The 24,604-nt window shown below is 44.8% G+C and carries 26 protein-coding genes; 19 read left to right on the forward strand and 7 right to left on the reverse strand.

Features of this window, described 5'->3' with window-relative positions; genetic code table 11:
• Positions 1-46: 46 nt before the first annotated feature.
• Positions 47-979: a LysR substrate-binding domain-containing protein gene (locus tag RH46_RS02460; RefSeq protein WP_006877819.1), complete on the reverse strand. Its 933-nt coding sequence runs from the start codon at positions 977-979 to the stop codon at positions 47-49.
• A 96-nt stretch (positions 980-1,075) separates the two neighbouring features.
• Between RH46_RS02460 and RH46_RS02465 the strand changes: the two genes are divergently transcribed.
• The gene (locus RH46_RS02465) at positions 1,076-1,282 is read left to right on the forward strand and encodes a DUF1127 domain-containing protein (RefSeq protein WP_006877820.1); all 207 of its coding nucleotides are present in this window, start codon (positions 1,076-1,078) and stop codon (positions 1,280-1,282) included.
• A 10-nt stretch (positions 1,283-1,292) separates the two neighbouring features.
• Here the strand turns inward: RH46_RS02465 and RH46_RS02470 are convergent, their stop codons facing one another.
• From RH46_RS02470 to RH46_RS02480, 3 genes are all read right to left on the reverse strand, one after another.
• On the reverse strand, positions 1,293-2,192 hold the full coding sequence (locus tag RH46_RS02470; RefSeq protein WP_006877821.1) for a LysR substrate-binding domain-containing protein: 900 nt from the start codon (positions 2,190-2,192) through the stop codon (positions 1,293-1,295).
• Between the two features lie 101 nt (positions 2,193-2,293).
• Entirely contained in the window at positions 2,294-3,979 is a 1,686-nt protein-coding gene (locus tag RH46_RS02475) for an AMP-binding protein (protein ID WP_006877822.1), read from the reverse strand.
• A 131-nt stretch (positions 3,980-4,110) separates the two neighbouring features.
• Positions 4,111-4,848, reverse strand: a complete 738-nt coding sequence (locus RH46_RS02480; protein WP_006877823.1) for a helix-turn-helix domain-containing protein — start codon at positions 4,846-4,848, stop codon at positions 4,111-4,113.
• 451 nt (positions 4,849-5,299) lie between these two features.
• On the opposite strand from RH46_RS02480, the gene RH46_RS02485 reads away from it, so the two are divergent.
• The 15 genes from RH46_RS02485 to RH46_RS02550 all read left to right on the forward strand — a co-directional run bounded on the left by RH46_RS02485 (position 5,300) and on the right by RH46_RS02550 (position 17,992).
• A complete protein-coding gene (locus RH46_RS02485) occupies positions 5,300-5,491 on the forward strand; it encodes a Flp family type IVb pilin (protein WP_006877824.1) in 192 nt (63 codons plus the stop codon).
• 79 nt (positions 5,492-5,570) lie between these two features.
• Positions 5,571-5,723, forward strand: coding sequence for a Flp family type IVb pilin (locus RH46_RS22300; protein WP_006877825.1), 153 nt, complete (start codon positions 5,571-5,573; stop codon positions 5,721-5,723).
• Positions 5,724-5,748: 25 nt separating this feature from the next.
• On the forward strand, positions 5,749-6,267 hold the full coding sequence (locus tag RH46_RS02490; protein WP_006877826.1) for an A24 family peptidase: 519 nt from the start codon (positions 5,749-5,751) through the stop codon (positions 6,265-6,267).
• A 34-nt stretch (positions 6,268-6,301) separates the two neighbouring features.
• Positions 6,302-7,648, forward strand: coding sequence for a DUF8689 domain-containing protein (locus tag RH46_RS02495; RefSeq protein ID WP_006877827.1), 1,347 nt, complete (start codon positions 6,302-6,304; stop codon positions 7,646-7,648).
• Positions 7,645-8,388, forward strand: a complete 744-nt coding sequence (gene cpaB, locus RH46_RS02500; RefSeq protein WP_006877828.1) for a Flp pilus assembly protein CpaB — start codon at positions 7,645-7,647, stop codon at positions 8,386-8,388. The genes RH46_RS02495 and cpaB overlap by 4 nt, the downstream gene beginning before the upstream one ends.
• A gap of 8 nt (positions 8,389-8,396) precedes the next feature.
• A complete protein-coding gene (locus RH46_RS02505; protein ID WP_006877829.1) occupies positions 8,397-9,854 on the forward strand; it encodes a type II and III secretion system protein family protein in 1,458 nt (485 codons plus the stop codon).
• A gap of 9 nt (positions 9,855-9,863) precedes the next feature.
• The gene (locus RH46_RS02510; protein WP_006877830.1) at positions 9,864-10,130 is read left to right on the forward strand and encodes a hypothetical protein; all 267 of its coding nucleotides are present in this window, start codon (positions 9,864-9,866) and stop codon (positions 10,128-10,130) included.
• A gap of 18 nt (positions 10,131-10,148) precedes the next feature.
• Complete coding sequence (locus tag RH46_RS02515) at positions 10,149-11,384, forward strand: pilus assembly protein TadG-related protein (protein ID WP_006877831.1); 1,236 nt, start codon at positions 10,149-10,151, stop codon at positions 11,382-11,384.
• Positions 11,381-11,824, forward strand: coding sequence for a TadE/TadG family type IV pilus assembly protein (locus RH46_RS02520; RefSeq protein ID WP_040894930.1), 444 nt, complete (start codon positions 11,381-11,383; stop codon positions 11,822-11,824). Before RH46_RS02515 ends, RH46_RS02520 begins: the two co-directional genes overlap by 4 nt.
• Positions 11,821-12,306, forward strand: coding sequence for a TadE/TadG family type IV pilus assembly protein (locus RH46_RS02525; protein ID WP_006877833.1), 486 nt, complete (start codon positions 11,821-11,823; stop codon positions 12,304-12,306). Before RH46_RS02520 ends, RH46_RS02525 begins: the two co-directional genes overlap by 4 nt.
• Positions 12,307-12,315: 9 nt before the next feature.
• Positions 12,316-13,539: a nucleotide-binding protein gene (locus RH46_RS02530; protein WP_006877834.1), complete on the forward strand. Its 1,224-nt coding sequence runs from the start codon at positions 12,316-12,318 to the stop codon at positions 13,537-13,539.
• Between the two features lie 27 nt (positions 13,540-13,566).
• Positions 13,567-15,054 (forward strand): TadA family conjugal transfer-associated ATPase, encoded by a 1,488-nt coding sequence (locus RH46_RS02535; RefSeq protein ID WP_006877835.1) that lies wholly within the window; start codon positions 13,567-13,569, stop codon positions 15,052-15,054.
• Positions 15,055-15,066: 12 nt separating this feature from the next.
• The gene (locus RH46_RS02540) at positions 15,067-16,035 is read left to right on the forward strand and encodes a type II secretion system F family protein (protein ID WP_006877836.1); all 969 of its coding nucleotides are present in this window, start codon (positions 15,067-15,069) and stop codon (positions 16,033-16,035) included.
• Between the two features lies 1 nt (position 16,036).
• Entirely contained in the window at positions 16,037-16,978 is a 942-nt protein-coding gene (locus RH46_RS02545; protein ID WP_006877837.1) for a type II secretion system F family protein, read from the forward strand.
• Positions 16,979-16,987: 9 nt separating this feature from the next.
• Positions 16,988-17,992, forward strand: coding sequence for a tetratricopeptide repeat protein (locus RH46_RS02550; protein WP_006877838.1), 1,005 nt, complete (start codon positions 16,988-16,990; stop codon positions 17,990-17,992).
• Positions 17,993-18,038: 46 nt separating this feature from the next.
• On the opposite strand, the gene chrA is transcribed toward RH46_RS02550, so the two are convergent.
• Positions 18,039-19,184: a chromate efflux transporter gene (chrA, locus tag RH46_RS02555; RefSeq protein ID WP_006877839.1), complete on the reverse strand. Its 1,146-nt coding sequence runs from the start codon at positions 19,182-19,184 to the stop codon at positions 18,039-18,041.
• A 106-nt stretch (positions 19,185-19,290) separates the two neighbouring features.
• Between chrA and RH46_RS02560 the strand changes: the two genes are divergently transcribed.
• Positions 19,291-20,199 carry a LysR family transcriptional regulator gene (locus tag RH46_RS02560; protein ID WP_083810762.1) on the forward strand — a complete coding sequence of 303 codons (909 nt, stop codon included), beginning with the start codon at positions 19,291-19,293 and terminating at the stop codon, positions 20,197-20,199.
• Here RH46_RS02560 and RH46_RS02565 read toward each other — a convergent pair.
• Together RH46_RS02565 and RH46_RS02570 are read right to left on the reverse strand one after the other, a co-directional pair.
• Positions 20,180-21,274 carry a phosphatase PAP2 family protein gene (locus tag RH46_RS02565; protein ID WP_006877841.1) on the reverse strand — a complete coding sequence of 365 codons (1,095 nt, stop codon included), beginning with the start codon at positions 21,272-21,274 and terminating at the stop codon, positions 20,180-20,182. The genes RH46_RS02560 and RH46_RS02565 overlap by 20 nt on opposite strands.
• A gap of 109 nt (positions 21,275-21,383) precedes the next feature.
• Positions 21,384-22,466, reverse strand: coding sequence for an ABC transporter ATP-binding protein (locus RH46_RS02570; protein WP_006877842.1), 1,083 nt, complete (start codon positions 22,464-22,466; stop codon positions 21,384-21,386).
• 451 nt (positions 22,467-22,917) lie between these two features.
• Between RH46_RS02570 and RH46_RS02575 the strand changes: the two genes are divergently transcribed.
• Together RH46_RS02575 and RH46_RS02580 are read left to right on the forward strand one after the other, a co-directional pair.
• Positions 22,918-23,730, forward strand: coding sequence for a carbohydrate ABC transporter permease (locus RH46_RS02575; RefSeq protein ID WP_420895497.1), 813 nt, complete (start codon positions 22,918-22,920; stop codon positions 23,728-23,730).
• On the forward strand, positions 23,730-24,581 hold the full coding sequence (locus RH46_RS02580; protein ID WP_006877844.1) for a carbohydrate ABC transporter permease: 852 nt from the start codon (positions 23,730-23,732) through the stop codon (positions 24,579-24,581). The genes RH46_RS02575 and RH46_RS02580 overlap by 1 nt, the downstream gene beginning before the upstream one ends.
• Positions 24,582-24,604: the final 23 nt, after the last annotated feature.

Genomic DNA, 24,604 nt, shown 5'->3' on the forward strand with positions numbered 1-24,604 from the left:
CTTCTCGCTTCTCGCTTCTCGCTTCTCGCTTCTCGCTTCTCGCTTCTCACCTCGGGCTACCACTATCAATAATCTCCAGCCCCAACTCATCGAAATCCTGATGCTGCTTGGCTTGCTCGAAAATCCATTCACTAAAGCGTTTAATTTTGTCGCGTTTGAAATAAGCGCGTGGAGCGCACAAATAGTAATTGTAGTCAGTGGTTTGCGCTAAATTGCCGATTCTGACTAGTTTGCCCTCATCGATATAACGTTTAGCTAGCGTATGCTTTGCCAGTGCTACCCCTTGAACTGACAGTGCACCTTCCAATACAAAGTGCGAGCCATTGTATTTTAGGGTTGGTTTAGAGGTGCTGTGACCAGCGTTGTTAAGCCAGATGCCCCAATCTAAATCTCGCCAGTAATCTTCGATTAAGTCTGCGCCGGTAAGGTCGCTTAAATCATAGATGCCGTGCTGCTCTTGATAGATAGGGTGGCAGACAGGGTAAAGCAATTCTTCGAACAATAGCTCTGCATTCAGGTTAGGGTAATTTCCCGGTCCGTAGCGAATGCATAGATCGAGGCTAGAATTCTGAAAGTCTGCTAATTGGCTGGTGGGCTCGATCATCAACTCAAGGTCGGGGTGTTGATTGCGAAAATCGCCAATCTTAGGCACCAACCAATGCTGAGCGAAGGAAGGCAGAGTAGAGATAGATAGCTGGTTTGGATTGGGATCTTGGTTTATCTGTCTGACACCTTGCTGTAAGTGTTCAAATCCCCGCATCGCTTGCTCAAAAAGCACTTCGCCTTCCATGGTTAACACCACTTTTCGATGCTGACGAATAAATAGATCAGCGCCTAACGATTCTTCTAGCTGGCGGATTTGTTGACTGATAGCGGCTGCAGAGACAAACAGCTCGTCAGCGGCTCGTTTAAAGCTGCCAAACTTAGCCGCAGTATAGAAATAGTAAAGCCCCTGCAGTGGAGGTAAGCGGTCCTTCACTTAAGTTCTCCTTAACTGAGTGTCAATTTGTATCGTTTGAGGTGAATGCCTCTATGGTTAATTATTTAGCTAACAAATGCAAATGAGGTGGTTAACATGGAAAATACGTACATTAACGAGTTTAGCAAACAATCCGTCTTCCGCTCTTTACTAAAGAAATTCTTAACTAAAGTTAAAGTGTGGAAACGTAACTACACAACACGCCGAGATTTGTTAGAGCTCTCAGATCACGCACTGAGAGACATCGGAGTGACTAGGGAAGAGGCTTACAGAGAAAGCGTACGTCACTATTGGGATAAGTAACCTTGCTAAGTTACTCAGCAATCTCGCTATGTAACCAATTAGCGAAGGCAGCAATTCGTTTTCTTCGGGGGGACTCATCATCATAGAAAAGATTGAATTGAATACCTGGTGTCATGCCAATCTCAAATGGTTTGATGAGTAACCCTCTCTCCACATAATCGTTAGCTAAAGAGTCTGATGCTAAGCAAGCCCCGTGGCCTGCCATCACAGCATTCATTGCGTGATCGAAGGTACTGACATCCATCCAACGAACCGATTCTTTGTTCATCTCAACTCCGGCTTGCGCAAACCAGGTTTGCCAGGGGTAGCCTCCAGATTCATAGTGAATCAGCCAGCAACTCAGTAACTGTTCTGGTGTCGAAAGGTTGATGCTTTTAGCCAGGTTTGGTGAGCAAAATGGATAGATAGTTTCTTCAAAGAGAAACTCTTTATGCAGCTTATCTTGCTCCGAAACGTCTAGGTCTTCTCCTTGCCAGATTGCCAGGTCTGCGTCGCCCTGTTTAAGTTTGGGAGCATCGCAGCTAGTAATAATTCGAATAGGGATGTTGGGGTATTGGGTCGAAAACTTCCATAGGCGGGGCAACAGCCAACGAGAAGCGAATGAAGGCGTTGAGCTGACGCAAAGTAAGCCTTCCACTGGTTCACTCTGGATTTGGTTAAGGCCACTGATGATGTTTTCAAAGCCTTGTGATACGTGCTTGAACAAGATCTTCCCTTGTTCTGTCAGACGCATTTCTCTACCGTCACGGACAAAAAGTTTACAGCCTAAGCCATCTTCAAGCTGACGTATTTTCTGGCTGACAGCTGCTTGACTGATAAATAGTTCTTCAGCCGCTCGGCTATAACTGTTTAGTCTTGCAGCGACTTCAAAGTAACGTAATCCCGGTAAATGATGCAGCCTGGCATCCATATCCAATCCCTATGTTTTCTTGCGGCGAACGGGCATCATAATCTCTTTGTTCAGAAAAGCAAAAGGAGAGCGAGGGCTCTCCTTTTATTTATGTGTCAGAACTACTCTTCCCAGACTACAAGTTCTCCCTTAGGCCAGTTGTGTCCAACTTCGTGGTATTTCTGCTCTAAGACATGACGCTTAATTTTCAGTGTTGGCGTTAAGATTCCGTTTTCAATGCTCCACGGGTCTTTAATCATCAACACGCCTTTGATTTGTTCGTGAGACTCTAGCTCAGAGTTCATTCGTTCAATCACTTTGCGAGTCGTACGCTCGTAGCGTGCACGATCAAAGTTAGGGAAGTCATGTGGAACGACTAGCAGAATTGGTGCTGGCAGGCCTAAACCGATCAGACACATCATTTCTACGCGGCTGTATTCGAACAGTTTCTTCTCGATTGGCACCGGTGCCACGAACTTACCTTTGGCTGTTTTAAAGGTATCTTTCTTACGACCCTGAATAGTCAGGTAACCTTCGCTATCGATAGAACCAATATCACCAGTATGTAGCCAGCCATCAGCGTCGAATGATTCCTGAGTTGCGATGTCGTTCTTGTAGTAACCAGAGAACAGACCTTTACCACGAACCATGATCTCTTCGTCTTCTGCTACTTTAAGTTCAATCCCCGGACCTGCATTACCTACACTACCAATCTTATCTGCACGGAAAGGGTAGTTAAGAGTGCTGTAAGCGAATGACTCTGTCATCCCCCATGCTTCGGTAATATTCAGGCCGACGCTGTGGTACCACTCAAGGAGAGCTGGCGAGACTGGAGCCGAGCCACAGCCCAATACGCGCGCTTGATCAAGACCTAGACCGTCGGCAAGCTTCTTCTTAATTAACGAGTTCACAAATGGGATCTTGAGTAAGATGTTTAATTTCTTCTGCGGTAACTTATCTTGAATGCGTTGTTGGAACAGAGTCCATAGACGAGGCACAGAGATAAAGAGTGTCGGTCTCTGCATTTTGACATCTTCAATAAAGGTATCGAGCGATTCAGGGAAAGCAGTCTGAACGCCCCCCATAATCGAAGAACCGAAGATATAAACTCGTTCAGTAATATGCGCCAGTGGTAAGTATGAGAACAGGCGGTCATTCTCTTGAATGCCAATGTGGTTGATCAGTTGTTGAACTGACCAACTAAACGCGCCGTAAGTCAGCATCGCACCTTTAGGGACACCAGAGGTACCTGAAGTATAAACAAGTGACATCAACTTATCGTCATAATGCTCAGGGCGGTGTTGGCTAGGCTCTGACGCTGCAATCAGCTCTTTAAACTGATGCTGACAATTAGGTGCTGAGTCATACGGGAGGGCGATAGCGATCAGGTCCGGCATAGCGTCAATCACTTGCTGGGTCGCTGCAGCATCATCCAGCTTACCACCGATAAGTACCTTACTCTCACTGTGAGTCAGGCAGTACTCAATGGTGTCTGCTCCCGCGGTTGGGAAAATAGGTACGCTAACAAAGTCTCCTAGAGTCATCGCTAAGTCACAGATAAACCACTCAGCACAGTTCTTTGAAACAAGCGCGACTTTATCACGTGGTTTGATACCAAGATTGTTAAGTGCAGTAACTAGCTTTAATGCTTGATCGGCAACATCCGCATAGCTGAACTCAACAAACTGTCGATTGATAATTTGTTTTAGATAGATCTCATCAGGGCGTTCCTCGGCCCATTTGAGGATCATTTCATTTGGTGGTGGGAGAGCACAGGTTGGTTTGCTTAACTCGTTAGGCTGAATCATTCTCTAACTCCGTGTTATTGGCAAAATTATGGTTATTTTTATTGTTAATAGATTGTTAACTCTAGCATGTTAAACAAATCGGAGAAAAGGTCTAGTGATAACTTTAGGCCTTTCTTGTGACCAACGTGCGGTTAGTGAAGTTGACGGAAGGCGGCTGGGCTGATTCCGGTCTTCTTTTTGAAAATGCGAGAAAAGTAGGAGACATCGTTATAGCCGCATTGAAAGGCGATGAATGAGATCTTTTCCTTGCGATCATTAACAAGCAACTGCTTGGCCAAACTAATTCTTTTTAGCGTCAGGTAGTCACGAAAGCTAACGCCAATCGTTTTATGAAAAAACTTTGAAAAGTAGGTCACAGAATAGTGACAGTATTCAGCGACGTCTTCTTCTCTGATTGTTCGCGAAAGGTTCTTCTCTATATACCTTAGCATTTCAACCAAATCTTTATTGATGTGCTTATGCTGCTGGTTCTCAACCAGCTTATGGATATCAAGGATTTCTTGATGTTTAGAGAACTGATAGTAGACCTGTTTGTTAAGTTCGTCACTCCATGAACGTGAGTCGTCGTGATTGAGGTTGAAGGTAGAGTAGACCACGTCAAGGCTGGAGATCTCTTCTGGAAGTTCCTTGTCGTACACAACAATCAGATGTTTATCTAAGTTCTGGCAGAGTTTGGCGGCGGTGAGGAACAGTGAATGATATGAAGGGTCGTAGTAGAAAAAACAGAAGTGTATTTCGGGTTCACTCAACACAGATACATCATACCCGTAGTCAAGAATATGAAAATACCTTTCTATATCTCGGACAATGTCCTTAACGACGTAAGTAACTGATTGCCCGAGCCAGTAACCTTTGTGCAACACATCCACTGTGTAAAGTCCTTATTTTGTTTTAGTTTTAATCACACGAACTATTACCAATAGCTTAGACGCTTAATTCATATAAACCAAGTCGCTTATTGACTCAATGAATGATTAATGTGAAAAATAATGTGATCAATATCACTGAAATTCAATGATCTGCTTTCTGTCAAGTATCAAAAATGAGAATGGGTTGCTTTATTTTTGAGATGTTACATTAATATGTTCTCTAGGCTTATAAGCTTATTAAATTAATAAAAAAGTATGCACTATTGTATTTTGGAATAAATATTCTAATTATCGTATTTTATTCCAAATTAAATGTTAGTATGAATTTAATTAAATTGGTAATGGCAAGAAAGTACCAAAGATAGACAAAAAAATCCTAACTGTTATAGCTAAAATAATTCTAAATTATCAATAAGCGAACAGCTTAATGAACTTTGGAAGGAGACAACTCATGAGCAAGCTTATTAAAAATATTTCTGCGTTTATGAAAGACGAAGAAGGTCTGACTGTAGTGGAATACGTAGTAGGTGCAGGTTTATTAGTTGCCGGCCTAGCAGGTATTTTTGGTACATTCAGTAGCCAATTAGAAGCACAACTTAGCACTGTATTAGGTAATGCACCAGACGGTAGTACTACGCCATAATTACTCTTTTTACACCTCGCTTTAGAACCGCCCATAACTAGTGTTATGGGCTATTGTGCTTTGTAAAAAGGACTTTTGCATGAAACTACTAGATTTTTTGAAGGAAGAGGAGGGACTCACAGTTGTTGAATATGTAGTAGGTGCAGGATTGTTAGTTGTCGGTTTTGCGGGCATTTTTATTGTGTTCGGAGACCTGTTAAGTGCGCAATTTGCATCTATATTTAGTGAGTAGGGAGTGTGTTTCAAGGAGCGGTTAAATGGACATGGTTGTTTGGATAGTACTATTTGCAATAGCCGTCTCCGATGCGAAGGAGCATCGAATACCTAATTATCTTCTATTATTAGTGATTTTAATTAGTTTTATTAATAAGGCCTTCGTCATTCAGGACTACAATTTTTTACTGTGGTCATTTGTTAGTGGTATTACTTGTTTTATTGCAGCGCTATGCCTTTACTTCTTAAAAGTGATGGCTCCCGGAGATGTAAAACTTTTAGGTGTGATCGGATTTTGGCTCGGTAGTGAACATATATTGGGCGCAGTTTATTGGATCGCAATTTCCAGTGTCGTTATCGGAGGTTTCTATGCCTTGTTGCGACTTGCAGAATCACCCAACCAGTTTAAATCTCTAATCAGTAAGTATTCTTTGTACGCCATGTATGGGGCATCAGGCAGTAAGGCAATTACCGGTCCGAAAGGCGTTAGTGGAAAATATCAAATGCCTTTTGCACCTGTCGTAGTCGTTGGAGTAGCGCTCTATTCTTATTTTCTAAACTAGCTACAAGTTTCTGAATTAATCACAAGGAGTGTTTATGGTTCAGGCAGTATCTCAGGTTCAACACAGAACGGAGCTTACCCCACAGGCGCCTCAGCCTCCCGTGCCAACCAGTTTTGATGAATTGGGTATCCCCAAGGCTGTGGTTGAAAATCTGGTCATTAAACACATCGCTGCCTACCCTAAGTCCGACATCCTTCAACTGACCAAGTTACTGTGTATTAACAGCCATATGATTGAAGACGTAATTGCTGGTTTACGTTCTAAGTCTTTGGTCGAGGTATTTCAAGCCGCGTCATCAACATTTTCCACTCAGTCAACCGGGCATGTCCGTTATGGTTTGTCTGAATCTGGCTTGCAAGAGGCAGACATTGCCTTTGTCAAAGACGCTTATTTAGGTCCGGTCCCCGTATCGTTGAATCAGTACAGTGAAATGGTTAAGGCTCAGGATGTTAGAGCGCAGATGGTAAATCGGGCCGATGTTGAGTATGCCCTTTCAGACGTGCTTGGCGCACATCGAATGGTTGGGGTCCTGGGACCTGCAATTAACTCAGGTCGTGCACTGCTGTTATATGGGAGTGCCGGTTCAGGTAAAACCTTTGTTGCGACAAAAATCTTAAACTCCCTTAATACTTCGGTTTATATCCCATACGCTGTATTTGCTGCAGGTAATATCATTAAGGTGTTTTCTCCTCAGCATCATAAGCGTGTCACCAGTTCTGATATTCAATCCATCACGTTTAAAGAGCAGTTTGACCGGCGCTGGAGCCTGTGTGAACGGCCGAGTATTCAGGTTGGTGGTGAACTCACTATGGACATGCTTGAGGTAAACCACAGTGAGCACAATAAGGTGTGGATGGCACCGCTGCAAATGATGGCCAATAACGGTATTTTTATTATCGACGATTTAGGTCGACAACCTATGCCGGTAGACACATTGTTGAATCGCTGGATTGTACCGATGGAGTATTTCTACGATTACCTCAATTTGCCAAATGGGCAACAAATCTCAATACCTTTTATCCTCACTCTGGCTTTCTCTACGAATTTGGATCCGGAAAAGATCAGTGACCCTGCTTTCTTACGCCGTTTAGGCTACAAAATTCAGTTTGGTCCCTTGTTGGAGCAGGAGTATCGCGAACTATGGGGCATCATTTCTAAATCTAAAAATCTCTCCCTTACTGAAGGGTGTTTCGAAACTTTATTTGACTTACATCGTCAGCATGACGTGGGCTTTTATCCTTGCTTGCCGAAAGACATTGTTGGGATCAGCCGAGATATCATTGTATTTGAAGAAGTTGAACCCGTTATCTCCTCTGAAATCGTGAGCCGTGCGTGGGAAGTGTACTTTACAGCTGATGGCAAAGGAGGAGGCGCTCGATGAGCCGAAATCAAGTCATATTACTTTTCTTACTTTCCATTGCGTTTGGGTTAGGCGCAGTATTTTTTGCCAAGCAATGGATGGATAACCAGCTTCAACCTCAGACAGAAGTCGAGGTCGTAGAGCGTGAGCCCGTAGTGATTGCCGCTCAGGAAATCCCTGCAGGGACTGTGATAGAGGAGCAGCATATTACCAATAAGCTGTTAGAAAAAGCCTGGCGCTCAGAATCACAGTTTACTGCATCTGAGGATCTTATCGGGCAAGTCGTCGCCAGTAACGTTTATCCCGGAGAGATCCTCCATATAAGCCGTTTAGCTAATCAGGGCGAAGGTTCAACCTTAGCTTCCCTGATTCCCGAAAACAAACGTGCAGTAACTATACGAGTTAACGATGTTATTGGTGTGGCGGGTTTCTTATTACCAGGCAATAAGGTCGATGTGCTTAATACCATTAAGTATGGCAAGAATTCAGCCAACACCGTCACTGTGCTAAAAGAGATCAAAGTGCTCGCGGTAGACCAAACTGCGCGAACCAAAGAAAACAAGCCAATCATTGTAAGGGCGGTGACATTAGAAGTTTCGCCAAGACAGGCAGAAAAATTGCTGTCAGCACAAAGTCGTGGCGATATTCAACTCGCTTTACGTAACCCTCATGAAGAGGAAAAAGTCGTCAAAAGATATGTTGCCCCAAGTGTCACGATTATCAAGGGCACAGAATCCAGCAATATCCGTGTCAGGGACTGAGGTGAGCTATGAATAAAATAATAACATTAGTTTTTATCTTACTGCTTAGCAGTGGCGTGACCTACGCAGCGTCACAATCCGGAAAAGTGGTTAAGGTTCCACATCATAAATCGACTCACGTGACTCTGGCCGGCAAGGCAAAACGCGTATCCTTGGGTGATCCAGATGTACTGGATATTGTGATGCTTAAATCGGATGAGCTCTTTCTGATCGGTAAGAAGCTTGGCTCGACCAATCTGATGGCATGGGATAGTCGTGGGCAGCTTATAGAGTCGATCAATATTGAAGTTACCCACGATTTAAATAGCTTAAAAGCCAAGCTATTTGAGTTTTTACCTAATGAATCCATTGAAGTTCATAGTGCTCAGAACCGATTAATCTTGAGTGGGCAAATAAGTAATCAGGCCGCGATGAACATTGCATTACGAGTTGCAGAGACCTATTCCGCAGGTCGTCAGGCCGACAAAGAAAACAAGTCTCTCAGCAAACAGGCTGAGAAAACCGGCGTGATTAATCTGATGACAATTGGTGGAGCTCAGCAGGTGATGCTGGAAGTCACCGTAGCAGAAGTTCAGCGTAGTTTAGTACGTAAGTTTGATGCCAACTTTGCTTTCTTCCAATCAAGCGGTTCCAAGTTTAAATGGGGGGGAACATCTACAGGGGCAACTGTTCCTGGTGCGACGCCTATTTTTGAAGCGCCTTCAACCGGTGATTACGGGATTTTAGGCTCGTTTATTGACGGAAATACTCTGTTTACGTTTGCTCTTGATGTTGCTCGGCAGAATGGTACTGCGAAAGTGTTAGCAGAACCTAACCTGACGGCCTTAAGTGGTTCTAAGGCGGAATTTCTGGCTGGTGGTGAATTTCCAATTCCAGTGCCGGATGAAGATGGCATCACGATAGAGTACAAAGAATATGGTGTTGGTTTGAAATTTATCCCTACCGTACTAAGTGATAAAAAAATAAACCTCAATTTAGCGGTTGATGTCAGTGAGATAGCGAATAGCTCTTCATTGACTCTCTCTCCAGGCAGCACAAATAGCACCTATATTATCCCGCCAATCACTCGTCGTAGTGCTTCTTCTACTCTCGAACTAGCTGATGGGCAAACCATTGGTATTGCAGGCCTATTAAGTGAAAACGTCCGTGATGTGGCGAATGAAATGCCTGGTTTTAGTGATATCCCGATTTTAGGCCAGATGTTCAATAGTCAGGAGTATGTATCGGGTGAAACCGAGCTGGTTATCTTAGTGACCCCAAGACTTGCCCAGCCTATCGATCGCAATAAAGTGACATTACCAACAGACTCATTTGTTGAGCCGAATGACTTTGAATACTACTTATTAGGACGTGGGTCGTACCTAGCGCCAGCTAGTCAGGCGTCACAAGCTAAGCCAGTTGCTGAGCCAGAATATGTCGACCGAAGTACGGGCGGCACCGAAGGCACATTTGGGCACAGTCTATAGGGGATCAATATGAAAAACGTAATAACTATGATCACTGTCCTTTGTGTTTCTTTACTTATGCTCGGCTGTGCGAAAAACGCCAAGCGTCTGGGAAACCATGTGGCGATGGTAAAAGCTGAACAAACCTACAATCAAAATGCAACCCAAGAAAACTTGGGGGTCATTCCTTCTGGTAGTGGTGAACGAATGGAAGGTGCCTATCAAGTCTACACTGGTAAACAGAGTACTGATCTGGAAGGCACTGATAGTCAGGTCTTGGAGGGGTTCGGTAATTAAACCCTAAGGATGGACGCAATGAGATTGCCAACAAAGCAGATAGTGAGCTATCGGCGACAGAAAGGTTTGGTATTAGTCATGGTGACGGTAGCGATGCTTGCTTTGGTGGGCGTCGCTGCGTTAGCGATTGATGTCAGTCATGCGGTACTCAATAAAGCCAGGCTGCAAAACAGTGTTGATGCAGCTGCTTTAGCTGCGGCAATTGTTATGGATAGTGAAGGGACTAACGCTGAAGCGACTACCGCAGCAAACACTACCTTGACCAATTTAGCGAGTGCAACAGGCAATTCTGAGATGGATTTTTCCAGTTCGACGGTCACCGTTCAGTACTCGAATGACCCTACTATTTTCCCACAAACCAGTGGTTACGATGCGGATTTAGATACCTATGTACGCGTCACTGTAAGCGCCTATTCACTTGATAACTTTTTCGCTTATTTATTTGGGGTTGATAAGCAGTTGGTTTCGAGTGCAGTTGCCGGACCAAGTCCGGGGATTGATGTTGTTAACGTAGTACCTATGGCGGTGTGTGAAGGGGATTCCGGGACTGGTGGGTCGACAGGCTACGATGCTGGAGAGCTTTATGCGCTGAAAATCGCAGACCAAAACCAAAGTGATATGGGATCGGGTAATTATCAGTTACTCGACTTTGGTTCAGGTGCAGATACCGTCAGACAGGCTCTGGCTGGTGGGTATGAAGGCAGTGTAGGTGTCGGTGATACGGTACTCACTAAACCTGGTAGTACGGTGGGTCCTGTTGGTCAGGGGCTTAATACTCGATTCGGCAATTATAGCGGTGGTGGCCTTAGTGCTACTGATTATCCGTCAGATATCTACGTTAGGGAACCTAATCAAAAGGCGACCTTAGATAACAATGGAGATATCAAATATAACGATGCCAGTGCTGGTGGTCAGCCCTTTGGTTATGAGGAATACGAAGCGGAGCTACCAGATTGTTCTGGTGATCCCGACTGCAGAATGGATTCTGGCGGTCAACATGACAGACGCATTCTGGTAGTCCCGATTGTTGACTGTAGTGGTGCTAGTGGCGGCACCAGCACGTTCACCGTTACCGCGCTAGGGTGTTTCTTTATGTTGCAACAAGCTCCGACATCCAATAGTGGCAAGGAGGCTGTATTTGGTGAGTTTATTTCAGATTGTACCGCCTCTGGAGGTAACCCCGGACAAGACTCAAGCAGCGACGGTCCTTATACCATAGTGCTGTATAAAGATCCTGGCGGGGAGGAGTCATGATGGGCTGTTGTAAAAGCGTCAAGCGCGTAAAAGGGTTAGCTGCCGTTGAGATGCTGATTGCAGTACCAGTGTTAATGTTGATTCTAATGTCAATTGCTGAGTTTGGTAATGCTTTTGTCCAGTATACCAATATCAACAAGATGGCACAGAGTGGTATTCGTTATGCGACGGCAGGGGTAACAGGGACCTCCAGCTATGATCAGATCGCAGATGTTGATGAAATAAAAAATATGGTGGTGTATGGCAAAACTACTGCTGGAGAAGGGGCAACGGCTCTGATGAGTGGTATTGACACTTCAGACGTCTCCATCGTGCATGAAAACGGCTACGTGACAGTTACGATTAATCATACGTACGTTCCCGTTATCACTGAGTTCAGCTCGACAATTAATTTTGCTGTACCGCTGAACGCGTCTGCCATGATGAGGACAGCGCCATGAGAAACCAGCAAGGATTGTCGATTATCGAGTTTACTCTTGTCTCGACGACACTATTACTGGTCATATTTGCGGTAATAGAAGTTGGGCGCTATGTCTACTCATTGCAGATGATCAATGATATGACCCGTGTCGCTGCGAGACTGGCTGTGGTGTGCAAGGTGGAAGATCAGGGGGATATCCCGGCGCTGGCTATAGCAAACGGAGCACCAGATGGGTTTACCGCCAATAACCTAACAATTGAATATCTCGACGCTTCAGGAGATGTCATTCAGGGAACTCTGACAGATGATGCAATCTTTCCTACAATAGAATATGTAAGGGCAAAAGTTGTTGATTTTGAATACCAATTTACTGGTTTGCTTAGCTTTATCAATTTAGCGGGTGGGATTACCGTCCCGGAGTTTGAGACTACGAGGCCAAGAGAGAATTTAGGTCACCACAGAGAGACCCCAACTAATGCACAAAATAGCACGGATTGCTAGGAGAGATATATGGGAGAAGCAGTGAAGCTGACGACCAATGAAGACCAGCCGATAAGATTAAAAACAAACTTAACTGTTTGGGTATTTTATTTATCTGATGCATTTCACCTTCATATCAGTCATGAACTGTCTAAGTGTCATAGCGTTAGCTTTGAAATGATCTCATTTCACGGGCTAGTGGTTGGAAACCTCGCTCATTTTTCTCCACCCGATCTAATTTTCGTGGAGACTGGGCCTAATTGGGCACAGAAAATCGTTGAGCTTCAACAGTATGAGAACCCAGACCATTCTGACTCAGGACATGAAGCATCCTTGATCGTGTTTGGTAATGAAAACGACAACGGGGCACTAAAAATAGCCTTACGTATTGGAGCGGCGGATTTCATTTCTGACAAGGCGACATTAAGTGAGCTCATTCCGATGCTTAGAAATGTCGCTGAAGAAAAAGTCGCCAGTAGAAACCTTGGTGAATTGTTGGTTTTTATGAATACCAAGGGTGGTGCTGGTGCATCAATGCTGGCACTCAATACAGCGATAACCATCGCCAAGCAAAAGCCAGATGAGGTTCTTTTTGTTGATCTGGATATTCAGTTTGGTGTGATTGAAGACTACCTCAATGTTACCTGTACCTATGGTCTGACGGATGCAATAGCCAATATTTCCGATCTCGATGAAGTCTCTCTGGGAGGCTTGGTAACGAAGCATGAATCAGGCTTACATACCATTGGCTTTAAGCGCGAAAATAGTCACGAAAACTTCGAGAAAGCCAGTCAGCTCAACAAGTTAATCCCCATTCTGCGTGAGCGTTATCCCTACATTGTTATTGACCTGTCCCGTGGGCTGGATCGTATGTTCGGTTCTGTTATTTCGCCTGCAACCAAGCTGTTTTTAGTGACGCAACAGAATTTAGTGGCGATCAAAAACACCACTCAGATTATTAAAGTACTTACCTTTGAGTTCGGTGTTTCTAGAGAGCAGATGGAGATTGTCGTCAACCGCTACGAGAAGCGACAGTCGATTAAGTTAAAGGATATTCAGGAAACAATTGGTGGAATGAAAATTCACACCATTCCAAATGAATTCAAGGTGGCAATTGAAAGTGCCAACTTAGGCAGACCTTTTATTCAGTCCAAGAAAAGTAGCGCAATCTCTAAGTCAGTTACGAAATTAGCACACTCTTTAGTTCCGGAGCAGGAGAGTGAAAAAGGTTGGTTTAAGAAAATGTTCTCCTAACAAATTTGATAATAACAAGGGGCCAAAATGTTCTTTAAAAGGAAAAACATAAACCCGGAACTACAGAAAAAAGTGGTTGAGGCGGAAGACAGGCAAATCCAAGAGGCTGCTTCTGCACAACCCGTGGCAATTAATACCAATGAGGCACCAGAAGCAGAGGTCCAGGCATCGCCTGATTCTTTTCAGGAACGAAAACGTCGTGAAGCTGAGGCCAGAGACCACGCGGTAGAAGAAGAAAAGAAACAACTCGAATTAGAGCTATCTGTTAAGCACTATTATCACCAGATGCTGCTTGAGACACTCGATCTCGGCCTACTCGCCAGTTTAGAAAAAGAGCGGGCTAAAACAGAGCTGCATGATGCAATTATCCAACTGATGGCTGATGACCAAACTCATGCTCTGAGTGCAGAAGGCCGTAAGCGAGTTATTCAGCAGATTGAGGATGAGGTGTTCGGTTTGGGCCCCCTTGAGCCGCTACTCAAAGATGCCACCGTTTCAGATATCTTGGTCAATGGCCCCAAACACGTCTTCGTTGAGCGACGAGGTAAGCTGGAGCTCACCCCATATACGTTTCTTGATGAGCGTCATCTGCGCAACATCATAGATCGAGTAGTCAGCCAGGTAGGCCGTCGAATCGATGAAGCCTCACCTATGGTTGATGCGCGTTTAGCTGATGGTTCGCGTGTCAATGCCATTATTCCTCCGTTAGCTCTTGATGGTTCTTCTGTTTCAATTCGTCGCTTTGCGGTTGAGAAGTTGAATATGGATAACCTACTTAACTTTAATTCCCTCTCTCCTGAAATGGCTAAGTTTGTTGAAGCGGCGGTACGCGGAGCGATGAACGTTCTGATTTCAGGCGGTACTGGTTCAGGCAAAACCACTACCCTGAATATCTTCTCAAACTTTATTCCTTCTGATGACCGAATCGTGACGATAGAAGACTCGGCGGAGCTTCAATTGCAACAACCTCATGTCGTTCGCTTGGAAACACGTCCGGCAAACTTAGAAGGGAAGGGGGAAATAACTCAGCGGGACTTAGTAAAAAACTCGCTGCGTATGCGCCCTGACAGAATTGTGCTTGGTGAGGTTCGTGGGGCTGAAGCGGTTGATATGCTTGCGGCGATGAACACGGGTCACGATGGGTCACTAGCGACAATACACGCCAACACACCTCGTGATGCTCTATCTAGGGTTGAAAACATGTTCGCAATGGCGGGCTGGAACATGACCGCAAAAAACTTACGCTCGCAAATTGCATCAGCGATTCATCTGGTAGTTCAGATGGAGCGTCAGGAAGATGGTAAACGTCGCATGGTGAGTATTTGCGAGATAAATGGCATGGAAGGGGAAATCATTACTATGTCTGAAATATTTAAATTTCAACGAAAAGGCATGGATGAAGAGGGCAATGTAAGAGGGCACTTTACTGCAACAGGGGTTGTGCCTCAATGTCACGATCAGTTGTCGAAAAAAGGGCTCCATCTTCCTTTCGAAATCTTTAACGAGTCACACTAAAAAGGGGGCGTTATGCAGCAGGATGCGACACTCTTTTTTGTTTTACTTTTCTTCGCTGTGGTGTTTATTTCGCAGGCGCTGATTCTTCCAGCTGCGGGCAGTAAAGCAAAACACAAAGAGCTATCAGAGCGATTAAAGGAGTCCCAGTCTAAATTAGATGAAGAGGCAAGGTCACTGCTACAAGAGCATTACCTCAAGAGCCTTACACCATGGGATCGAAGATTAGTAAAAATTGAAGCGTTATCATCACTAAAGAAAATGATAGAGCTATCGGGTTATGACTGGAGTTTAACTCAGACTCTAATGATTACTTCATTTGCCTCTGTTTGTGGTTTTTTTATCGCCTTACTTATTGGTCAGCCTATTTATGTTGGCATTGCCGCAATCGTGGCAGTGTGGGTATGTCTCTATTTTTGGTTAGGGAAAAAAATCTCCGACCGTTTAGCCGCGTTTGAAGAGCAGTTACCTGAAGCTCTGGATATTATGCGACGTATGCTGCAGGCGGGTCAGCCAGTAACTCAAGCCTTCAATGAAGTAGGTGTTGAAATGCCAGCCCCAATCGGAATTGAGTTTAAAAACACCTTTAACTTGCTCAATTATGGTTACGATATGCGGATGGCGATTATGCAGATGGCTGAGCGTACACCGACCGTGTCGATGCTGGCCTTTTCCAGCGCGGTGTTATTGCAGAAAGAGACTGGTGGTAACTTATCGGAAAACTTAGAGAAGGTTTCAAGAGTGCTTCGCGCGCGCTTTAAACTGCAAAGGAAAATCAAGACGCTATCTGCGGAAAGCCGATTGTCAGCATGGATCTTAGTGCTTTCACCCTTTGTTCTTTTTATCTTTCTTAGCGTTATCAACCCTGGCTATGTAGAGCCTCTCTATACTGATCCGAGAGGTATGAAGCTAGTGAGTGGCGGTGTTGTCAGCCTGTTCTTTGGCTCGCTGTGGATCAGAAAAATCATTAACTTCGAGGTGTGATATGGACTCCATACTTGCATTCTTCGCCTCTTTTAACCTTGATGAGCAGACTGTATTTCTCGGTTTGATCCTACTGGCGACGGTTCTGATTATATTTACTCTATCTCTGTTACTTGTTGGTTCCAAATCACCAATAAAAGCGAAACTGTCGCAATTAAAAAGCGCTAATGGGACAGAAAAGCACAAGACTAAACGTCTGGAAAATACGTTAGAGTCGCTGGCGCCAGCAATGCAGCCCTCAAACTCAAAAGAGAGTGAAAGTATCCGTGAAAAGCTGATGCATGCTGGTTACTTAGATGCCAATGCCCTTACCGTGTTCTACGCGCTTAAAGGGATGTCGACTGTGATTGGTCTGCTTATGGCCGCTGGATTCTTTTTCTTTGCGCCTGATATGTCGATGCGCAATCTTGCTATGGTTGTCAGTGTTGCTGTGGGTTTATATGGTCCTAACGTTGTGCTGGGATTCATGGTTGATAAGAGACAGTCGAAAATTCGTGGCGGTATCCCTGATGCTTTGGATTTGCTGGTGGTGTGTACAGAATCCGGCCTTGGTTTTAATGCGGCATTACGACGAGTGGCAGATGAGTTGACCATCTCACATCCCGAATTTGCCGACGAACTGGATACCGTTTGTGTCAAAGTCAACGCGGGTGTTGAAATGTCTGATGCGTTTAATGATTTGATCCAACGTACCGGCCTGAAAGAGATTGCAGGTTTGGTGACCATGCTCGCCCATGCCTCAAAGATTGGTGGTAGCTTGTCACAAACACTGCGTGAATACACTGAAGATTATCGAGACAAACGTAACCAAGAAATCGAAGAAGTAGCGGCTAAGATCCCAACAAAAATGATCTTTCCACTGTTGATCTTTATTTGGCCTTGCTTCTTTATCGTCGCAATTGGTCCGTCAATGCTGCTCTTCACTGCGACCATGGGAAAATAAGGACGGACTATGAAAGGAATTCAACTGACAGTATTGGCTCTATCGGCGTTATTGCTTACCGCTTGTGCATCTAAAGACGATAGCTTAGATACTTCCCTTTATGATGGTAAACCTATTGACTCGCTATCATCTGAAGAGCCTCCAAAAACAGAGAAAGAAGCCATCACTCGTGGTGATACGGCGCTGAGTGTCGGCAATACTGATTTAGCTCTGTATGAATATATTCGTTCGCTGGCATTTGAAAATGGTCAATATCGGGACCGTTCGCTGTTTAATATTGGGCGAATTCACCAGTCGCGTGGCAATCTGGCTTTGGCGGAGAAGGCTTATCTTATCGCTATCGAGGAGAACCCAAACAACATAAAAGTATTGGAGCAACTCGGTATTCTTTACAGTCGCAATGGTGATATTGAACAGGGCACCAGCTACTTTATGCGCGCAGTCAATGCCGATCAGATTCGATTTAATAATAACAAAACCCTGAGCAACAACGATCTGACCACCGTCGAGTCAGTGGCTAAGTTGCAGGTTGACAAGCACTCGCCGGAATATGCCTTGATGGGGCTTGGTGTTGTGGCGGATCTGAACAAGGATCATGAACTGGCGCAAGCCTTTTACAAGCAGGCGCTAAGCATTGATCCTGACTCAGTCAAGACATTGACCAACGTCGGCTATTCTTTCTATATGGCGGGGGATTATCGTAAAGCTCAGCGTTTTATTTTGCAGGCCCTTGATAAGGATCCTGAAAATGGCAAAGCACTCAACAACCTGGCGCTGATCTATCTCGCTAAAGGAGAGATAAATCGAGCACTGAATGTCTTTTCACAACATATGACCAAGCCTGAAGCGTTAAACAACGTAGGTTATTTCCTCACTCTGCAAGGTAAACCGGAAAAAGCGATCCCATATCTACAGCAGGCAATTGATTCACGACCGACCTACTACAAAGTGGCAAACGAGAACCTGGAGCGAGCGTTAGCTATGGTCAGAGAAGAGAAGGCATCGGATGAATAGGAAAAAGGAGAGCAAAGCTCTCCTTTTTTATTGTCTCGAAACTGGATTAACCCAGATAACCAGCAGCCAGACCAGTAACGATAAAGAAGCTCACTAGCCAGATAATTGGTAACTTGTGCTGTTTTAGCAGGTAGAAGCCAACTAACACCAGACTGATATCCAATGGGGTTAGTACTGCGCTGGTAAAAACCGGCTGGTAAAGCGCAGCAACCAGCAAACCGACTACTGCAGCGTTTACGCCGCTTACTGCACCTGAAATGCTTGGGTTCTGTGCCAGAGACTGCCAGTTTTTAAGTACGCCAAGCAACAGCAGAAAGCCGGGTAGGAATACTGCCAACGTGGCGATTAATGCCCCTGCTACAGGCGCAGCAGGCAGCATCTGATAGCCAATGTAAGTTGCGAAGGTAAACATTGGCCCTGGTACAGCCTGCGCAGCAGCATAACCGGTCAGGAAAGCGTCCTGGCTTAGTTGATCACCGACGATGTTTTGTAACAGTGGTAGTACAACGTGACCACCGCCGAACACTAAGCTACCGGCCTGGAAGAAGTCATTAAATAGCCCAAGGGCTGGTAGAGCCTGACTAACAAAAGGTAGTCCGACCAATAACGCGATAAATAGCACCAGCGGTGTCAGTGAAGGTTTAAAGCTACCAGCTGCTGACTGAGTCGGATTCGCTAAGTATTTACTGCCGATAATCGCTGCTAAAATTAGCACGCCCATTTGGGTCGCAATTCCGGGTAATAGCAATAGTGCAACAGCAGTAAGTAAGCACAGACTAACAGTGAGTTTCTGCTTACAAAAATTCTTATACATGCCCCATGTTGCATCAGCGACTACAACGACCGCGAGCAATTTCAAACCATGAACGATATTTTGGAAAGCGTCTGTTTCGGTTAACTGACTGCTCAAAATAGCCAGAGCTAGCATGATCAGTACGGAAGGCAGAGTAAAGCCGATAAAGGCCATACACGCGCCACCAAGTCCTGCTCGTTTGTAGCCGAGAGCAAAGCCTACCTGACTCGACCCCGGTCCTGGTAAAAATTGGCTCAAAGCAACAATTTGCGCGTACTCACTGTCATCAAGCCACTTAAGCTTTTCAACAAAGGTATTGCGAAAATATCCAATATGGGCTGCTGGACCACCAAAGCTAATCCAGCCAAGCCAAAAGAAGGTTTTAAGAATAGACAACATGGTCCCGTTACTCGTCTAACAAATACTGCCAATACTCTACTTAATGAACTAAAATGACTCAAATTGATAATCTTAATAGACATTATGAATTAAATGGGATGGTATGGTGAAAGAGTTTAATTGGAAAGGTGTCGATCTTAATCTTCTGGTGGCCTTTCAGGCGCTGTTTCAAACCAATAGCGTGAGTGCTGCGGCAGAGCTGTGTTTTGTTAGTCAGTCAGCTATGAGCCACACATTGCAACGCATGAGAACTCTGTTTGACGACCCTCTGTTTGAAAGAGTCGGAGCCAGTATGCAGCCAACACGACACGCTCAGGAGATTGCGCCAGTGATTGATAAGCTGCTTGGTAGTATCAAAAACGATCTACTGGTCAAAAAGCACTTCACTCCACAAGGGTATAACGGTGTGTGGAAAATTGGCCTGACGGATTACGCCGAGCAGCTGTTTGCTCCTGCACTCTACGATGCCATTAAACACCAGTCGCCTAATTCACAGGTCAGCTTCTTTAATGTCAATCGCAGTAATTATGTCGATATTGCTGAGAGTGAAGGGCTGGATATTGTGATTGGCAGTATCGAAAACCTTAACCGTCGTTTCTTGTCGGAACTTCTCTATACCGAACAACACTTGTGCCTGTTTGATCCTAGTGTTGTCAAAGCTGAAAGCTCAATGTCGATTGAGCAGTTTGTTGCGATAGAGCACGCGCTAGTTAGCCCGGATGGTAGCTTGCAGACACAGGTGGACAAGTCGCTCCATAAACTTGGCTATACCAGAAGGGTCGGGGTTGCTTCGCGTAATTTCCTGACCATCAGAAGGTTGTTAATTGGCCGAGAGTTGCTTTGTATTGTCCCTAAGCGATTTGCTCAAATGGAGATGTACGCCCATGATCTACAAGCGATAGATAGTCCGATTGACATCCCGGATTTTGACATTCGTTTATTGTTTGCTAAAGCTAACCAGTACGAAGAAAAGAACTGCTGGATTCGAAACCTGGTTACTGAGACAGTTCGCTAGCATAACGTCGCGAAATCCAGCCGCAAAGTTTCCAGATTATCAGAGTCAGGATAATGCTTAAGTAGCCATCGATCGCGTAGTGCCAAGCGAGGTGAACTGAGCCTATTTGAATGAAAATCATATATGCCCACATCAGATAGCCGAGCTTTTTATTGAACTGATAGCTCGCTAGCGCCATTAGCATCGCCACTGAGACATGCATGCTCGGCATCGCTGAAATACCGGCACCGATGCCACCTTCCCGACCTAAGTAGTTAAGCCATAACGTATCCTGAACATCCAGAGCCCAGACGGGAAACCATCCTGCCTGAACCATGATTCGACTTTGCTCGCCGAGCAAGTCCATTAATGGCAAGTATTGAGTATGCTCAGGGTTCAACAGGTGCATATAACAAGGGCCAGCAGAAGAGAGCAGCGTTGCAGTAATACCACCAATCAGTAGCCAACTCGACATATAAGCGATCAAATACTGGTTACGCAGGTGAGTCAGGTCGCGACGGACAATAAAAAACAGCGTCATCCCCCACATAAGTAAGAACCATAAGTGGTAGAGAAAGTTGATCACATAGGTCGCAAATGGCGAGGAGAAGATCCCATGGGTGATCTCCCATGGAGAGACACTGAAGTGTAGCCACTTATCTAACTCATAGAAGACCAGATCATATTGAAATGGATTGATATCAGGGATCACTGACTTGAGGTATGAGTAGCAGGAGTAAGTCAGGTTTAGCGCCAAAACCAACAGGATAAAGCTTATCGCTTTTGATAATGGGTTGAAGAAAGTGATCAATGTTTTTACGTAGGCCTGTATAGGGTGTGGCCTGCGGTGATAGAGCAAGTACAGGTAGTAGGCACTGCTCCACGCGAGGAAGGAGATATAGCAAATTCGAATCAGGGTTCTAAGGTAAGTAAAAGCACTGTACTCAATGTTTGAGGAGTAGCTAAACACCAGAGACATCAAATAGAGACCAAAGGTGGTAAACAGCACATAAGCATAGAGAAGCCTGTCTTGATGAAAGGCCAGCTTGATTTGTTGCCAGTGGCGAGTCCGTGCTTCTGACGTCAGTATTTGCATATAAAGTAATGATTTCACGTAGTTTTAAATCAAGTATAGAACATGCAATACGACAATATTTGATGACTCAGTGACTGAGATCTAACTTCAGCCACTGAAATCAGCACAGTTACTCCACTCGCAGACCTTGTTGATCAAAAAGATGGCAATCTGAATGTTTGCAGCTTAAGTCCATTGTCTGGAATTTTTTCACTTCCTGATCGCCAGGAAGATGAACCTTAAAGCCATCAACACCGCAAGCCTGACCAAACATATAGGTACTGTTACCAAGCCTTTCTACCACTTCACTCTGGAAGTTAAAGTGAACATCCCCAGACAGATCAATTTCCAGATGTTCCGGGCGAATGCCTAACGTAATGCTGTCACCGGCAGACAAAGAGCGCTGTACTGCTGGCAAGGTAAACACGGAACCATCTTCACTAACCAGCTGTAAACCTTGCTCGCTAGAAGATTCTACCTTGGTTGGAATAAAGTTCATCTTAGGAGAACCAATAAATCCGGCAACAAACTCATTCTGTGGATTATGGTAGAGCTCAAGTGGAGAGCCAACCTGTTCTACACGTCCGTCACGCAATACCACGATCTTATCGGCCAGAGTCATGGCTTCAACCTGATCATGGGTTACGTAGATCATAGTGTTTTGCAGATCTTGATGCAGCTTGGCAATTTGCAGGCGCATGTCGACACGTAGCTCGGCATCCAGATTCGATAGTGGCTCATCAAACAGGAAGACTTTCGGGTTACGCACAATGGCGCGACCAATAGCAACACGTTGACGCTGACCACCAGAAAGTTCTTTAGGCTTACGCTTAAGTAAATGATCTAGCTGTAGAGTTTTCGCTGCGCTTTGAACCTGTTTCTCGATCATCGCTTTTGGATGACCGTTCATTTTGAGGCCAAAGCCCATGTTTTCTTCCACTGTCATATGTGGGTAGAGAGCGTAGGACTGAAACACCATAGCGACACCGCGTTCGGCGGGATCTACATCATTGACCAGTTGGTTATCTATATGGATCTCTCCATCTGAGATCTCCTCTAGTCCAGCAACAAGTCGTAAAAGTGTTGACTTGCCACAGCCTGATGGCCCAACGAAGACAACAAACTCACCGTTCTCTATTTCTAGATCAACACCATGAATAGTCTGCACATCCCCATAGCGTTTGATGACCTGTTTTAAGCTGATGTCAGCCATAGTTACTCCTTGCCTTATGGCTCAAAATACTTTTCTAGTGAGCGAATCATGCGCGTTAAAACAGCACAAATATCGCCTGATGTATAAAACATACTCGTTTGATAGATTTTTGTTACCTCGTAAGGGGCAATAGTTGATCGTGATCATGGTTATTAAGTGGAAAATGAGCATTTTTGTGGAAACGTTTACAAAAATGATTTGTCGGTGTGTATTTAATCATCATACTTATTAATATGTGATTGTAGATTAGATAAAACTTCATCTTTTAGTAACTTTTCGTCTACTTTTAATAGAGTTTTTTGAAATGGATATAACTAAAGGATGTGACAAGGAGTCACACAAAATGGAGCAATCTGTGAAAACGATATACCCCGAAAATCGTCTTCCTTCCGCAAGACGTAAAGCAAGGGTAAGCGCAAAGCTCTCACCATGGCTGTTTTTAGCCCCGGCAATGGCTATTTTCGCCATTTACGTTATCTATCCAATTTTAGACAGTATCTGGCTTAGCTTCTATGAGTGGGATGGTCTGGGTGACAAAGTTTGGGTTGGCTTAGATAACTACCGTGAGTTGTTTGACTCTGAAGCGTTTTATACCTCGCTAAAGAACAATACTTTGTGGCTGCTGTTTTTTATGCTGGCGCCACCTATCGGCTTGGCAATTGCACTGTTCCTTAATCAACAGGTAAAAGGGATTCGCGTAGTTAAATCCTTGTTCTTTTTCCCATTTGTTATTTCGCAAGTGGTCGTTGGTTTGGTGTTTGCCTGGTTCTATGATCCGTCATTTGGTCTGTTCAATATGGTGCTTGGCGCGTTTGGCATAGAACCTGTTTCAATTCTCGCTGATGAAGATTATGTCACCTACGGCATTATCGCAGCAGGCCTGTGGCCACAAATTTCCTATTGCATGATTTTGTATCTGACAGGTTTAAACAACCTCGACCCAGAACAAATTGAAGCAGCTCGTCTTGATGGAGCGAAGAAATGGTGCATGCTTTGGTATGTGGTTATCCCTCAACTTCGTCCAGCTACCTTTATTGCTATTGTCGTGACTGTCATTGGCGCGCTGCGCTCATTTGACTTAGTCGCCACTATGACCGCTGGTGGTCCGTGGGGCAGTTCGACAGTACTGGCATACCAAATGTATGAAGAGTCGATCTTCAACTATCGCATGGGATATGGCGCATCTGTTTCTGTTGTGTTGTTCCTCATCATGGATGTGTATATCGCTTACTTCTTATGGCGTATGTTGAGGAGTGAAAAATAATGTACCCACAACCGATTCAAAAAGCGGGACGCTTTGCCAATATCAGCTACCGTGTTGCGCTACCTATTGCGATAGTGATGTGGCTATTGCCTCTTATCGCAGTGATGATGACCTCAATTCGTGGCATCGAAGACATCAATACTGGTAACTACTGGGGATGGCCAAGTGAGTTCCAGTTGGTCGAGAACTACACTCAGGTATTTACCTCAACGTCGATGGGCCAGTATCTGTTTAACAGTTTATTGATCACTCTACCTGCGGTAGCGGGTGCGGTTGCTCTGTCTACCTTGGCTGGTTTCGCATTGGCTAAGTATAAGTTCAAAGCCAATATCTGGATCTTTGCGATGTTTATCGCCGGTAACTTTGTGCCTTTCCAAATCCTGATGATCCCAGTTCGTGACCTGACCATTAGCTTTGGCCTTTACGATACTCACTGGGCATTGATTCTGTTCCACATCGCCTTCCAAGCCGGTTTCTGCACCCTGTTTATGCGCAACTTTATTGTCGGTATTCCGGATGCATTAATAGAGGCGGCGCGAGTAGAAGGGGTCAGCGAGTGGAAAATATTCTGGCATGTTGTCCTGCCATTGGTTCGTCCTGCTCTGGCGGCATTGGCTGTGCTGGTATTTACCTTTATCTGGAATGATTACTTCTGGGCACTGGTGCTGGTACAAAGCGACGAAGTGCGACCTGTTACCGCAGGCTTAAGTTCACTTAAAGGTCAGTGGCTAGCATCGTGGCAGTTTATCTCTGCTGGCGCCATTGTTGCTGCAATTCCTCCCGTGGTGCTGTTCTTTACTATGCAGCGTCACTTTATCGCTGGTTTAACTCTTGGTGCGACCAAAGGTTAGTTTTCACAGCTGGCCAGTCACTC

The organism is Vibrio brasiliensis LMG 20546, assembly GCF_000189255.1.
In the GTDB taxonomy this organism is placed as follows: Bacteria; Pseudomonadota; Gammaproteobacteria; order Enterobacterales; family Vibrionaceae; genus Vibrio; species Vibrio brasiliensis.